Source organism: Nocardia mexicana NBRC 108244 (assembly GCF_001613165.1).
GTDB lineage: Bacteria > Actinomycetota > Actinomycetes > Mycobacteriales > Mycobacteriaceae > Nocardia > Nocardia mexicana.
The window spans coordinates 1-13,755 of record NZ_BDBV01000155.1; the positions used below are offsets into that span (position 1 = coordinate 1).

Annotated in this window: 14 protein-coding genes; 6 read left to right on the forward strand and 8 right to left on the reverse strand. The window is 69.6% G+C overall.

Annotated features, from left to right (window positions below; genetic code table 11):
* Positions 1-223: 223 nt before the first annotated feature.
* A complete protein-coding gene (locus NM1_RS40015; protein ID WP_068032951.1) occupies positions 224-1,153 on the reverse strand; it encodes a maleylpyruvate isomerase family mycothiol-dependent enzyme in 930 nt (309 codons plus the stop codon).
* Between the two features lie 109 nt (positions 1,154-1,262).
* Between NM1_RS40015 and NM1_RS40020 the strand changes: the two genes are divergently transcribed.
* Positions 1,263-1,982 carry a Mut7-C RNAse domain-containing protein gene (locus tag NM1_RS40020; RefSeq protein WP_068032954.1) on the forward strand — a complete coding sequence of 240 codons (720 nt, stop codon included), beginning with the start codon at positions 1,263-1,265 and terminating at the stop codon, positions 1,980-1,982.
* Between the two features lie 157 nt (positions 1,983-2,139).
* Positions 2,140-2,700, forward strand: a complete 561-nt coding sequence (locus tag NM1_RS40025) for a class IV adenylate cyclase (protein ID WP_084520502.1) — start codon at positions 2,140-2,142, stop codon at positions 2,698-2,700.
* Positions 2,701-2,766: 66 nt separating this feature from the next.
* Here the strand turns inward: NM1_RS40025 and NM1_RS40030 are convergent, their stop codons facing one another.
* Entirely contained in the window at positions 2,767-3,636 is an 870-nt protein-coding gene (locus tag NM1_RS40030; protein ID WP_068032956.1) for an NAD(P)-dependent oxidoreductase, read from the reverse strand.
* 142 nt (positions 3,637-3,778) lie between these two features.
* On the opposite strand from NM1_RS40030, the gene NM1_RS40035 reads away from it, so the two are divergent.
* From NM1_RS40035 to NM1_RS40045, 3 genes are all read left to right on the forward strand, one after another.
* Positions 3,779-4,135, forward strand: a complete 357-nt coding sequence (locus NM1_RS40035; RefSeq protein WP_068032958.1) for a winged helix-turn-helix transcriptional regulator — start codon at positions 3,779-3,781, stop codon at positions 4,133-4,135.
* Positions 4,136-4,229: 94 nt separating this feature from the next.
* On the forward strand, positions 4,230-5,591 hold the full coding sequence (locus tag NM1_RS40040) for a M20/M25/M40 family metallo-hydrolase (protein WP_084520500.1): 1,362 nt from the start codon (positions 4,230-4,232) through the stop codon (positions 5,589-5,591).
* 22 nt (positions 5,592-5,613) lie between these two features.
* A complete protein-coding gene (locus tag NM1_RS40045; protein ID WP_068032960.1) occupies positions 5,614-6,150 on the forward strand; it encodes a YbhB/YbcL family Raf kinase inhibitor-like protein in 537 nt (178 codons plus the stop codon).
* 102 nt (positions 6,151-6,252) lie between these two features.
* On the opposite strand, the gene NM1_RS40050 is transcribed toward NM1_RS40045, so the two are convergent.
* The 3 genes from NM1_RS40050 to NM1_RS40060 form a co-directional block, all read right to left on the reverse strand.
* Positions 6,253-8,097, reverse strand: a complete 1,845-nt coding sequence (locus NM1_RS40050; protein WP_068032962.1) for an AMP-dependent synthetase/ligase — start codon at positions 8,095-8,097, stop codon at positions 6,253-6,255.
* A 163-nt stretch (positions 8,098-8,260) separates the two neighbouring features.
* On the reverse strand, positions 8,261-9,115 hold the full coding sequence (locus NM1_RS40055; protein WP_068032964.1) for a GTP cyclohydrolase II: 855 nt from the start codon (positions 9,113-9,115) through the stop codon (positions 8,261-8,263).
* A gap of 171 nt (positions 9,116-9,286) precedes the next feature.
* Positions 9,287-10,795, reverse strand: coding sequence for a PfkB family carbohydrate kinase (locus NM1_RS40060; protein ID WP_068032966.1), 1,509 nt, complete (start codon positions 10,793-10,795; stop codon positions 9,287-9,289).
* 577 nt (positions 10,796-11,372) lie between these two features.
* Here NM1_RS40060 and NM1_RS40065 point away from each other — a divergent pair.
* Complete coding sequence (locus tag NM1_RS40065) at positions 11,373-11,774, forward strand: SPFH domain-containing protein (protein WP_174556964.1); 402 nt, start codon at positions 11,373-11,375, stop codon at positions 11,772-11,774.
* A 50-nt stretch (positions 11,775-11,824) separates the two neighbouring features.
* Here NM1_RS40065 and NM1_RS40070 read toward each other — a convergent pair whose 3' ends face one another.
* The 3 genes from NM1_RS40070 to NM1_RS43265 form a co-directional block, all read right to left on the reverse strand.
* Positions 11,825-12,904: a quinone-dependent dihydroorotate dehydrogenase gene (locus NM1_RS40070; RefSeq protein ID WP_068032976.1), complete on the reverse strand. Its 1,080-nt coding sequence runs from the start codon at positions 12,902-12,904 to the stop codon at positions 11,825-11,827.
* Positions 12,905-12,909: 5 nt separating this feature from the next.
* Positions 12,910-13,176, reverse strand: a complete 267-nt coding sequence (locus tag NM1_RS40075; RefSeq protein WP_068032970.1) for a DUF5703 family protein — start codon at positions 13,174-13,176, stop codon at positions 12,910-12,912.
* Positions 13,173-13,755 (reverse strand): YncE family protein (locus tag NM1_RS43265; protein ID WP_373864103.1); only part of this gene is annotated, 583 nt, incomplete at its 5' end. The genes NM1_RS43265 and NM1_RS40075, both read right to left, overlap by 4 nt.

Consider the following 13,755-nt stretch of genomic DNA (forward strand, 5'->3'; position numbering starts at 1 on the left):
CGCGCGGTCGCCCGGCGCCGGTGCGGGACGTGCGGCGGTGTCCGGCACGGGTTTTCATGCGGCGCCTCCCAGCTGGAACCCGATTGCGGCAGACGCTAGGACGCGGCCGTCAGGGTCGGCAAGGAATGGGCCGACATTTGGGGTTTGTGCTCAGCGGACCCAGGTTTCGGCTGGTAAAGGCCACAAGGTGGCGAGCCGGGGGAGTTGCCGAGCCCGCGCCCGGTCAGGCGTTGAGCCAGAATCCCGCGCGGGTACGCCAGAGTTCGAGCAACTCTATATCTCCGGTGAGGCGCAACGCACCGTGTGGACGGCGATAGACATACAGCAGCAGATCGGCGACCGCACCGCCCACCCACACCGACCCCGGCCCTGTACCGCGCCGCCAGGTGGCCGCTTGCCCGCCGAGATCGACAACCCACGATCCGATATCGCCGGTGACGCCGACGGGCTCGGCAGTGTTGGAGGGTGCGGTGCCCGTGGGGTCGGAATCCGGCGATGTGGCACTCGAAGTCGCAGCAGTGCTCGCGGGGTCGGCGACGTTCGGAGACGTAGGGACGACCGTAGGCCCGGCGGTGCCGAAGGTCTCGGTGGCGTCGAAGACCAACCCGCGTCCGGGGCCGAGCAGATCGGGGAGGTCGGGTCGGGATTCGTAGGCTTCGGGTACCGAGGCGTTGTCGAGCCATTCTTCGAAGCCGTCCGCGGCGAGTTCGGGCGGCAGCTGCATGTCGGCGCCCACCGCCTCGGCGGCATCGCAGCCGTGGAGCGCGGTCTCGAGCATGGCCCGCCGCGCCCAGAACCGCGGTGTCCCAGCGGGTCCCGGTGACCAGACCGCTATATCGGGATCGGCCGCACGCAGGGTCGCGGTGAGTTTGGCGGCTCCGTCGTGCAGCCACGGCACCAGCTCGCCGGGGTCGATCCGGGACGCGGTCGGATCATCGACGAATTCGCCGTCGATCGGCGCGGTCGCGCGGGTGCCGACAATCTCCGCCATCCACCGGTGCACCCCACCGATGTGCTGCAGCAGATGCCCGAGATCCCAGCCGGGGCACGACGGTACCGAGGCCGTCAGGTCGGCGTGCTCGACGACGGCGATGACGGCGCGGGTGCGAGTCTCGATCTCGGCGCAGAGCCGGTCGTAGGTCAGCGGAACCATATCCCGATCCTAGGAAAATCGGCGGTCCGCGTCGTTGTGATCGGGATCCGGCTCGGGCGGGGCACCGCGGAATCGTCCATACTTCCCACAGCGCTGGCATGCTGGCCGTGTGAGCGCAGCGGAGATCACGGTGGGGTTCGCGGCGGAGCTAGCGGTCTTCGTGTCCGCCGGTCGTCGCAACGGGCCCGCGGCCGTGCAGACCGACGGCACATCGTCGCTGGGTCACGTGGTGGAATCGCTCGGTGTTCCGCTGACCGAGGTGGGTGAGTTGCGAGTCAACGACCGGCGCCGCGAGCCCTCGTATATTCCCGCGCCGGGGGACGCGGTCACCGTCGCCGCCGTCGTGCGACCGCAGCACACCCCGCAGCCGCCGCGGTTCCTGCTCGACATCCACCTGGGCACGCTGGCCCGGCGGCTGCGGCTGCTGGGCATCGACGCCGCCTACGAGAACCCGGACATCGGCGACGCCGCGCTGGCCGCGCGCTCGGCCCGCGAGCATCGGCTGCTGCTGTCGCGTGACCGCGGCCTGCTGCGTCGCCGCGAAATATTCGGCGGCGCATACATTTACAGCCATCGTCCGGTCGAACAACTCGACGACGTGCTGTCGCGCTTCGCCCCACCGCTGGCCCCCTGGACCCGCTGCACGGCCTGCAACGGCACCCTGCAGCCCGCGGACAAGGCCCTCGTGCACGACCTGCCCGCAGGCACGGAACAAACCTACGACACCTTCGCCCGCTGCACCGACTGCGGCCGAACCTACTGGAAGGGCGCCCACCACACCCGCCTGGACGCCATCGTCACCCACGCCCAACGCAATTTCGGCACCTGATCACGGGATACCCGCCCACGACAGGCCCGAGCGGGCACAGGCGTCCGAACTGGACGATGCAACGTTCGTTTCAGCCTTCACCGAATTCCGCGAGGGCCACTCATCTTCGACGCACCGAATCGAGCCCGATCAGGACGGGATTATGAACGGAGCCATCGTGATCGAAGCCGAGTACAAGGTGCGTTTGGCCGATCCGGCCGCTGTTCGCAAGCAGTTGGCGGTCCGCTCCGAGCCGGACTATGTGGTCTACAGCGATACCTATGTCGATACTGCGGATCGGGCGCTCGCAGCGGCGGATCAAGAGTTCCGGCTGCGTACGATCGACGGGGCAAGTGGCACAACGCATCTTCTGACGTTCAAGGACGCTGCTGTCGACGACGCGACCGGCTCGAAGCCGGAATACGAGACTGTGGTCGGCGATCGCGAGGCTATGAACCGGATCGTTTCGATGCTCGGATACCGTCCGGTGATCTCATTCACGAAACGGTGTGAGAACTACCGCTTCCAAGCCGCTAGGCGGCAGATGCTCGCGACGATCGTGACCGTCCCTGAGATCGACGGAACCTTCCTCGAGCTCGAGACCTCGGCCGCGGACACCGAATCGCTGCCGGACGCGTTGCAGGATTTGCGGCTCGTGCTCGACGAGCTCGGGATCACTGCCGATCAGTACACCACCGAGTTGTACACCGATGCGGTTGCGCGCAGTCGGCAGGTGTGAGGAGCGGTGCGGTCGAGGACGCCTGGCGTCGAAACCGTTGGGCTGCAGGCGTCCTCGTTCACCGGGTCAGGAGACGAGGCCCTCGAAGATTCGGACGAAGGCCTCCTTGCCGTGGCCGTCGGCTACCTGGCGGTCGATCAGGGACTTGACCGGGCCGATGACGTCGAGGCCGACTCCCGCTTCGCGGCTCGCGCGGACGATGGCGTCCAGTGCCGCCTTGTTGAAGTCCAGGCTCTGCACGTCGGTGGTGTAGTCGCCGCTGTCGATGATGCGGCCCGCGTCGGACAGCGACCCCGTGATCGCGGTGAGCCACGAAACTGCCCGTGTGGCAAAAGATTCCGCCGAGACACCGGCCGAACGCAGCATCGCCGCGCCGTGGTAGAACCCGGCGAACGTCACGTACATGCCCGAGAGCAAAGCGAAGTCGTACAGCGAGGCCGTCCCCGCATCGTCACCGAAATACTCGGCGGTACCGAACAATTCGAGGACCGCGCGATGGTCGTCGAACACTTCCCGCGTCCCGCTGTAGAGCAGCGACGACACGGGCAGCCCGATCATCTCGGGGCTGGCGATGATGGCCCCGTCGAGGTACACGATGCCGTGCCCGGCCGCCCACCGCGCCAGCTCACGCGCCTCTTCGGGGGTGGTGGTCGTCAGGTTCACCACCGTCTTGCCCGACAGCTCGCCGACGATCGGATCGAGTGCGGCGTGCACCGAGGCGTGGTCGAGCAGGACGGCGATCACGAGGTCGCCGTCGCGCACCGCCCCGGTGAGGGAGGCGGCCCCGCGCGCCCCGGCGGCGACCAGCTCGGTGTCGCGGCCGGGAGTGCGGTTCCAGACGGTGGTCGGGTGCCCGCCCTGCAGCAGCGCCGTGGCCAGCGCGCGGCCCATGGCGCCGAGTCCGAGCACGGTGACGGGCGTCTTGATGTCAGCCATTGCGGTTGAGCTCCTTGCGTTCTCGAATATCGGTTCGTCGGCGCCGAGACCTACAATGCGCTTAGCCGGTTATCGCGGCAAGTACCTACTATTTTGTGGGGTACTTACCAATAGGTATGTGAACAGGTAGTGAGGTCAGGCGATGGGTGAGAAGCGATCCGGGCCATATTTCTGCGGTATCGATGCGGCGATGGACGTGATCGGCGGGAAGTGGAAATCGCTGATCCTGTGGGAACTCGAGGCGGGCGGCGTGCGCCGCTTCGGCGAACTGCGCCGCAACCTGCCCGGGATCTCGGAGAAGATGCTGATCCAGCAGCTACGCGAGCTCGAGGAGGACGGCATCGTGCACCGCGAGGTCTATCGCGAGGTGCCGCCGCGAGTGGAGTACTCCCTCACCGAGCTGGGCACCCGCCTCAATCGCGCACTCGAGCCGCTGGGCGCGTGGGGCAAGGAGCGCATCACCCGCATCGGCGCGGACAAGGTCGTGGTGGCGAGCTGATCACCGAATCGGCATGCGATCACATCACCCGTATTTGCGTGCACGCTGCGGGCAACCCGGGGCAGGACCGGTCCACAGTGGTAGGAAGGGGTACGTGTCTGCACCCGGTGAGAAGTCCCTATCCGAACCCGCCTCCCGCGCCGTATCGGAGGTGGTGGACCTGGTCAGCACGCTGATCCGGTTCGACACCTCCAATACCGGCGAACTGGAGACCACCAAGGGCGAGCGGGAATGCGCCGAATGGGTGGCCGATCAGCTGCAGCAGGCCGGGTACGTCACCGAGTACGTGGAATCGGGTGCCCCCGGCCGCGGCAATGTCTTCGCCCGCCTGAAGGGCGCCGACCCCAGCCGGGGCGCGCTGATGATGCACGGGCACCTGGACGTGGTCCCCGCCGAGGCCGCCGACTGGAGTGTGCACCCGTTCTCCGGCGCGGTGCGCGACGGTTACGTGTGGGGCCGCGGCGCGATCGATATGAAGGATATGGTCGGCATGATGCTGGCCGTGGCCCGCCAGTTCAAGCTCGAGGGCACGGTGCCGCCGCGCGATATCGTCTTCGCGTTCCTGGCCGACGAGGAGAACGGCGGCCGCTGGGGTTCGCAGTGGCTGGTGCAGAACCGCCCCGACCTGTTCGACGGCATCACCGAGGCGGTCGGCGAGGTCGGCGGCTTCTCCCTGACGGTGCCGCGACGCGACGGCACCGAGCGGCGGCTGTACCTGGTGGAGACCGCGGAGAAGGGCCTGGGCTGGATGCGGTTGCGCGCCAAGGCCCGTGCCGGTCACGGCTCGTTCCTGCACGAGGACAACGCGGTGACGATCCTGGCCGATGCGGTGGCGCGGCTCGGCAAGCACACCTTCCCGCTGGTGCTGTCGGATTCGGTGGCCGAATTCCTGGCCGCGGTCAGCGAGGAGACCGGTATCGAATTCGATCCGGACAGCCCGGATATCGAGGGCCAGCTCGCCAAGCTGGGCACCATCTCCCGCATCATCGGCGCCACGCTGCGCGATACCGCGAACCCGACGATGCTGCGCGCCGGCTACAAGGCCAATGTCATCCCGCAGACCGCGGAGGCGGTGGTGGACTGCCGCGTGGTGCCCGGCCGGCGCGAGGCCTTCGAGCGCGAGGTGGACGAGCTGATCGGGCCCGATGTGGAGCGCGAGTGGATCACCGCGCTGAACTCCTACGAGACGACCTTCGACGGCGATCTGGTCGACGCGATGAACAATGCCATCCTCGCGCACGATCCCGACGGCCGCACCGTGCCCTATATGCTCTCCGGCGGCACCGATGCCAAAGCGTTCGCGTCCTTGGGGATTCGCTGTTTCGGTTTCGCGCCGCTGCGGCTGCCCCCGGAGCTGGACTTCTCGGCCCTGTTCCACGGCGTCGACGAGCGGGTCCCGGTGGACGCGCTGGAATTCGGCACCCAGGTACTGGAGCATTTCCTCCTGCACAGCTGACGATTTCGAAAGGACGGCCCTGATGCCCGACTACTCCTACGACCCCTACGCCGCGCTGCCGCAGCTGCCGACGTTCACCGTCACCTCGCAGGACGTCACCGACGGTCAGCCCTTCGGCAACGATCAGGTCAGCGGCGTGTTCGGCGCGGGCGGCAAGGATGTCTCACCGCAGCTGTCGTGGTCCGGATTCCCCGCCGAGACAAAGAGTTTCGCGGTCACTGTCTACGATCCGGACGCCCCGACCGCCTCGGGTTTCTGGCACTGGGCGGTCGCCGACATTCCGGCGGCCACCACGTCGCTGCCGAGCGGTGCGGGCAGTGAGGGCGGCACGCTGCCGGCGGGCGCGATCCAGTTGCGCAACGACGGCGGATTCGCGGGCTTCGTCGGCGCCGCGCCGCCCGCCGGGCACGGCTACCACCGCTACTTCATCACCGTGCACGCGGTCGACGTCGAATCGCTGGGATTCGACGCGAGCGCCAGCCCGGCCTTCCTGGGCTTCAACCTGTTCTCCCACGCGATCGGCCGCGCCACCCTCGTCGCCACCTACGAGGTGAAGTAACGCCATACACAGTTGTGGCCCGGGCGAATGTGCCCGGGCCACAACTGTTTCTGCATCGAGTGCATATCGGCGTGGCGTGCACGGCCGCACCGACTGCCGTCGCTAGCGCAGGTCGATGACGCCCTCGGGGACCGGATCTCCGTACAGCTCACCGATTTCCGCACCGTATTTGGCGGCGATCGGGTTGCGCTTGAGTTTGAGGGTGGGGGTGATCTCCTCGCCGCCGGGCTCCCAGGCGTCCGGCAGGATCCGGAACCGCTTGATCTGCTCGACCCGGGAAATCCGGGTGTTGCCGGACACCACTGCCGCGCGCACCTCGTCGACGATCTCGGGTCGGGTGGCCAGGGCGGCGATGTCGGCGTCGGGGGCGCCCAGCGCCTTGGCGCGCACCGCTGCGGTGTCGGGGTCCAGCACGATCAGGGCCGTGATGTAGGGGCGGGCGTCGCCGATCGCCACCACCTGGCCGACCAGCGACGAGGCCGCCTTCACGGCATTCTCGATATTGGTCGGCGAGATGTTCTTGCCGGCCTCGTTGATGATCAGTTCCTTCTTGCGATCCACGATCGTGACGTAGCCGTCGCCGTCGATGGTGGCGACGTCGCCGGTGTGCAGCCAGCCGTCGCCGTCGATGGTCTCGGCGGTCTTGTCGGGCATGCCGCGGTAGCCGGGGGTGACGATCGCACCGCGCACCAGCAGTTCGCCGTCGCTGTCGAGACGCAGTTCGACCCCGTCGAGGGCGCGGCCGACCGAGCCCGGGCGCGGCGACGCCAGTTCGGTGAAGGTGCCGACGCCGGAGGTCTCCGACATGCCCCACACCTCGGTCACGGTGAACCCCAGGCCCAGCATGTACTCGAGGGTTTCCGGCGGGATGGCGGCCGCACCGGAGGCCGCGACCTTCAACTCGTCGAGCCCGAGCGCCGTGCGCAGCTTCGACAGCACCAGCGCATCGGCCAGTTTGTGCTGTGCGGTCAGCATCGGGCTCGCCCCGCCGCCCGCCAGTTGCGCCCGGGCGGCATTGACGCCGACACCGATGGCCCAGTTGGCGAGCGCCTTCTTCACCGGGCTGGCCTCGGTGGCGAGCTTCGCCTCGATTCCGGCCTTGATCTTCTGCCATACCCGCGGCACGCCGAAGAACGCCGTGGGGCGCGCGTCGGGCAGGGCGGCGGCGATCTCCCGCGGGTCCGGCACGCAGGTCATGGCGACGCCGGTGAACAGGTTTGCGCAATGCCCGGAGATGCGGTCGGCGACGTGCGCGGCGGGCAGATACGACACCGAGCGGTCGTCGATGCCGACGACCAGCGGGCCGTTCTGGGTCAGGCCCGCGATCTGGGCCACGATATTGGCGTGGGTGATCTCCACGCCCTTGGAGGGACCGGTGGTGCCGGAGGTGTAGATCAGTGTGGCGAGGTCGCCGGGCCGCACCGCCTGCCAGGCGGCGTCGAAGTCGAAATCCTCGGCCGGGTCGGCCTCGACGTCGGCCAGCGACATCGTGCCTTCGGGGGCGCTGCCGCCGGCCGCGTCCACCACCACGATCTGCTCGAACGCGGCGCCGGAGCGCTGCACCACGTCGAGGAAGCCGCGCTCGGTGATCACGAGCTTGTTCCCCGCGTTGCCGAACACGTGCGCGATCTGTTCGGGCGAACTGGTGTTGTACACCGAGAACGGGGCCGCGCCCAGATGCAGCGCGGCGGTGTCGACCAGGTTGAACTCGGGCCGGTTGGTCAGCATGATGCCGACCGTGTCACCGTGGCGAACCCCCAATTTCGCCAGGCCCGCCGCCAGGGCGCGCACGCGGCGGTCGTAGTCGGCCCAGGTGATCTGCTGGGTGCCGCCGACCGTGCGCAGGGCCACCTGGTGCGGGCGCAATGTGATCGTCTGCTGGAATGCCTCGGGCACGGTGCGGACCGTGGCGCCGGACTGATGCGTGTAGCCGATATCTGTCGTCATTTCCTTGTTCCCGATCGGTGTGCGAACCGTAGCCTCGGGGACGCTCCGCCAGATGACTGCACGAACTCGCCGTGGCAGAGATCGGATAATGCGGCTGGCGTCGCGTCACCGAGTGACGCGGCTCACCCATCCTATCCGCGCGTTCGACAAAATGTGATGCGTCTTACGCGCGCTCGGCGGAGCCGCACAGCGTCTCGGCGGATCTCTCGGGTAGCCCGGTCGGCATCAGGTCGGGGGCGCCGTCGGTCAGCAGGTCGACCGGCCGCGGCGGTTCGGGCCGCTCGGCGTCGTCCGATCCGGCGGGGACGGTGGGGAAGTCGGGCAGCAGGTGGCCGCGGTAGGCCCGCTTGGACTCCATGTAGAGCCGGGCCCGTTCGCTGCGTGGCGCGGTGATCAGCGGGATCCGTTCGACGGCGATCCCCGTGGCGGCCACGGCGGCGACCTTCTCCGGATTGTTGGTCAGCAGCCGCACCCGCTGCAGCCCTCGCCCATCGGATTGCGGGCCGGGCCGCCCCGCGGTCGGTACGAGCCGGCGCAGCGCCTGCGCGGCGCGCTCGTAGGACCGGCAGTCGGGCGAGTAGTGCAGGCTGCGGTAGCTGGTGAAGGTGTCCACGCCGTGGAGTTCGCTGAAGCGCAGCCCGCGAGCCTTGGCGATGAGCCCGTGGCCGCGGCCTTCCTGTTCGAGGTAGATGAGCACGCCGGCGCCCTCGGCCTGGATCATGTCCATCGCCTTGTCGAGCTCGGGGCCGCAGTCGCAGTCCTCGCTGTGCAGCACGTCGCCGTAGAGGCAGCGGGAGTGGATGCGCACCAGACAACCGTCGGCAACCTCGCCGAACATCAGCATCGTGCCGCCGTCGTGCACGTCGTGCAGTTCCCGCACGCGCACCCACATCTGCTCGCCCTTGCGGCAGATGCGGTGCGCGGTGTCGTCCGCGGCGTCGCCCTCCGTGTCAGTGGCGTCGCCGATGCCGTGTGCGGCGTCGTGCACGTCGTGTCCGGTCTCGTCCAGGGCTGTCAAATGCTCCTCCGAAGGATCGCAGGTAGTACCTCGGGCAGCCGGTGGCATGGAGCAGCTCGCCCCGGCGATCAACTGGGTCTGGCGCGATGGCACGAGACGATAGCGCTAGACGGCGCGGCGGCACGAAGGTGGCCCCGGCGCCGCGCCCGGTTTCCGGCAAAACGATCGGTATCACTGCGGCTCCGTGTCGACCACGTCCGCGGGGCCCGCGAGCTCGACCAGGCGGTCGACATCGGCGACGGTCGGCATCGCGCCGGAGACCGCTCCGGTGGACTGGGTCGCCGCCATTGCCGCTGTGGCCCAGACGAAGTCGTCGGCGTCGGCACGGTGGCCGCGGGTCACGACGCGGTGCGCGAGGGCGGCGACGAAGGCGGCCGGGGCGCCGGGGGAGTCCTTCAACGTGGCCGGGAAACGGCCGATATCGATCTCCAGATCGTCGGAGCGCACACTCGTGGCGAACTCCTCCACCATGCACACCGTCCGGGCGCCCAGGATGCGTAGCCGGCGGGCCAGTTCGGCGTCGCCGTCGCTCGAGGGTTCCGACGGCGGCACCATCGGCGCGAGGGCGTCGAGTTCGCCGCGGGTCCCGATCAGGTAGTCGATGGCGTCGAAGCGGCGGTAGAACCGCTGCGGGCGGGCGATCGCGGGCACCGGCTGCACCAGCAGCCGCGGCCGCGATTCCCGCGCGACGAGGTCGAGGGCGTCCTCGACGACCGCCGAGGGCGGTTCGAAGGTGAGCAGCACGGCATCCGATCCGGCCAGCGCGTGCCGGGCGTCGGGGGTGTGCAGGTCGTCGGGGGTCAGCCGGACGCGTTCGTTGGGGCAGGCGATATCGCGTCGCTCGCCGCTGCTGGTGACCAGGACGACCGCGACCGGGGTGGTGGCGCCGGGCACGACGCGCACCAGGTCGGTCTCGACGCCTTCGGCGCGCAGGTGGTCGAGGATGCGGCGGCCGCGGTCGTCGTCGCCGACCGCGGCGATCAGGCGTACGCGCAGCCCGAGCCGGGCCGCGGCCACCGCGCGATTGAGCCCCTTCCCGCCGGGCCGGTCCAGGAAGGTGCCGGTGGCCGGGTCGTTCGCCTCCGGGAAGTGGTCGACGCTGCAGATATTGTCGAGTACCGCGTCTCCGACCACGGTAATCGTGCCCGTGTGCCGGTCGGGCACCGCGCCGGTCAGCGGCGGCAGGGTCAGCACCGACGCGTAGCCGGAGGCGGTGGTGAGGCGTTGTGCCAGGACGGTGAAGGCGTCGAACTCCAGCCGGCTGCGCAACTGTCGCGTGGTCGGAGCGTCGGCCGCCCCCTTGGCCCCGGTGGCGCGCAGCAGCTGCGACCAGTGGTCGCTGAGGTACTGGCGGCGTTTGCCCAGGTCCGGAGCGTACAGCAGGTGCGGCTCGATATCGGGGGCCGCCGCGTCGCGCAGCAGCCCCAGCGACAGCCCGACATCGACGATGAGCCGATGCTCCGGGGGCAGTTGCCGGGACAGGTCGCGCACCACCGGCGGGACGGCGTCGGCGGGATCGGTGCCCGCCAGCTGGGCCTGGCGCCGGATGACGTAGAGCTCCAGCAGGGGAGAGACGTCGATCTCGGTGCTGCGCAAGCGTTCCGGGCTCAGGCCCGCGCGCTTGCACAGCCGGGTGAGCACCGCGCGCACCGCGGTGACCGTCGCGTCCTGTCCCGCCATCGGGGCAGCCACCTCCGTCTCGGGTGCGCAGTGATCGTCTGCAGACGATAAGCGAAGACGCCGGGGATTGCCGGTTTATCCGCCGGGAATTTCGGCTACCAATAACGTATCGCGGCATTTGCCCGAATGGAACGGCAAGTGACGCTCTGGAGTCGGCGTTCGGTCGCCGAGACGTCCAGGAGGTTCTGATGGTGGGAGCGATTCTCCTCGAGCGGCGAATCCGGCGGCGCCGCATGCCTCGATCCGCCGAGCGCGACGCCGACATCGTCGGGGTCCGGAACTAGACCGACGGCAGTGGCCGTCTCGGTGGGCGTGCCGGACCGGTACGCACAGCGGCGACAGGGGCCGGGCGCAGCACCGGCCGCGCGAGTTCGGCAGGGCCGCAGGACCCGCGCACCGACCCGGGAGCGGGCCGCGCCGATCCGGCCGTCCGTGTCCCGACCCTCACCGAGCCGGATGCTGCGGACGAATTCACCGCAATCCGCAACTCTTCGGCAACTCGAGCCGATGTATTGGGTACCCGCCCCGCCGACGCAGTGATCCTGGGCCACGGGCGGCGACGCGAGAGGAGACAGCCGTGACGATCGAAACGACCGACTGGGCGATGATCAGTGACCGGACCCCCGAGCATGCTTTCCGAATCGACGGTTTCGGAGCGGCGGTGTGGCGGCTGAGCTGGCTGCCCGAACACCGATTGACCCAGGTGCAGGCACTGGCCGGAATGGAACTCGACGAACTGCTCAGCGATCCCGACGCGGTGCACGACGAGTCGGTGCATCGGCGGGTCGCCGACCGTGCCGGGGCGCTGGGCGTGCGGTACGAGGAGGCCGTGATCCTGCTCTCGCGCCGGATGATCGAGCGGATGCGCCGCCACTCCGGCGGCCGCACCCGCCGCGAAGCGGAGCCGGTCCTGTCCGGCCCCACCCACCGGCCGCGGCCCGTGGGATTCACCGAGGAGCCGCCGCGCGTCTTCGGCTGAGCTCGCGTCTTAGCGGTGGATGCACGGTTGCACCCAGTGCAGATACCGGGTCAGGCGCGGGTCTTGTAGGAGGCGCCGACAGCGTCGGCGATGCTCGCGTAACCGCCCGCGCGCAGCCGCTGCGCCAAGCCGCGGTGGATGTGCCGGGTCCAGAACGGGCCGCCGTAGATGAATCCGGTGTAGCCCTGCAGCAGGGTGGCGCCCGCCAGGATGCGCTCGAAGGCCTGGTCGGCGTTCTCGATCCCGCCGACGGAGATCAGGACCAGTTTGTCGCCGACGCGGGCGTAGAGGCGGCGCAGCACCTCGAGCGACCGGTCGGCCACCGGCGGCCCGGACAGCCCGCCCGCGCCCATCGCGTCGACCTCGGCGGCCGGGGTGGCCAGCCCGTCGCGGCGGATGGTGGTGTTGGTCGCGACGATCCCGGCCAGGCCGAGCTCCACGGCCAGGTCCGCGGCGGCGTCGACGTCCTCGTCGGACAGGTCGGGGGCGATCTTCACCAGCACCGGCACATGGACGCAGTCGAGCACCGCGCGCAGCAGCGGCCGCAGCGATTCGACCGCCTGCAGGTCGCGCAGGCCGGGGGTGTTGGGGGAGCTGACGTTGACGACGACGAAGTCGGCCAGCGGGCCCAGCAGGGTGGCGCTGGTGGCGTAGTCGTCGGCGGCGTGCTCGGCGGGGGTGACCTTGGTCTTGCCGATATTGGCGCCGATGGGGACCCCGCCCGGCCGGCGGTCGCGCAGCCGTTCGGCCGCCGCGGCCGCGCCGTGGTTGTTGAATCCCATCCGGTTGATCAGGGCGTGGTCGGCGGGCAGCCGGAACAGCCGCGGCGCCGGATTGCCCGGTTGCGCCTGCGCGGTGACGGTGCCGATCTCGGCGTAACCGAAACCCAGTGGGCCCCAGGCGTTCACGCCGCCGGCGTCCTTGTCGAATCCGGCGGCCAGGCCCAGCGGTGCGGGGAATTCCACCCCGAAGGCGGTGGTGCGCAGGATAGGGTCGTCGACGACGGTCAGCTTGGCCACCAGCCGCCGCGCCGGCGCGAAGCGGGTCGCCAGCCGCATCGCCGCGAAGACCAGGTGGTGGATGCGTTCGGGGGGCAGCAGGAACATCAGCCGCAGCAGTACGGAGTACATGCCGGTCACATCCCGGTTTCCGCGATCGGGAAGGTGGTCTTGCGCCGCCGCAGCAGCACGCGCCGGCTGCCGTCGGTGTAGGCGCGGACCCGCGACAGTTCCCAGCCGCCGAATTCGGCCTGGATGGCCAGCCGCATCGAGGCGGTCACCCGGTTGACGTCGGGCGGTAGTCGGAGCGGCACGTATTCGTATTCCCCCTCCTCGCTGGTCTCCTCCCAATCCGCCGGGATCGACCGCCTGTGCTGCGGACGGTGCGCCGAGGCCCGAGTCATCGCTGCCCTCTCTTCCTCTCGTCCGCGCCGATCCGCTGTAACCCGTCGCCGGTCGCGGACCCCACGAACAGGTCGCCGGTGCGTTCGTCGATGGTCACCGAATTCGGCTGGCGCACCGTCGCGAAGCGTCCCACTTCCTCCGGTATACCCGTCGACAGGTCGAAACCGGCCACCTCGTTGCTCGCGGTCAGCGTCACCCACACGGTCTCGGACCGCTGATCGTAGGCGAGTGCGTAGGGCGACGAGCCTACCGGGAATCGCTGTCGCAATACGAGCGGATCGGCCGTGTACACCAGCAGCGCACCGCCGGCGGTGTCGGTGACCAGCAGCCGCCCGAAGTGGTCGGAGATCACAGTGGTGGCGCCGGTACCGGCGCGCAGGGCCAGCCCGGGCTTGTCGCGCCCCAGGTCGAGCTGGGTGAGGCTGGTCTGTGCCCGGTCGAGCACGGCGACCGCGTCACCGGCGGCGGCGACGGCATCGACGCCGGACAGGTCCGAGACCGTCTGCAGCACTCGGCCGTCGGCGGCCAGGATCTGCACGCGGCCCTCGCTCAGCCCGACGGCGAGGCTGCCGTCCCCG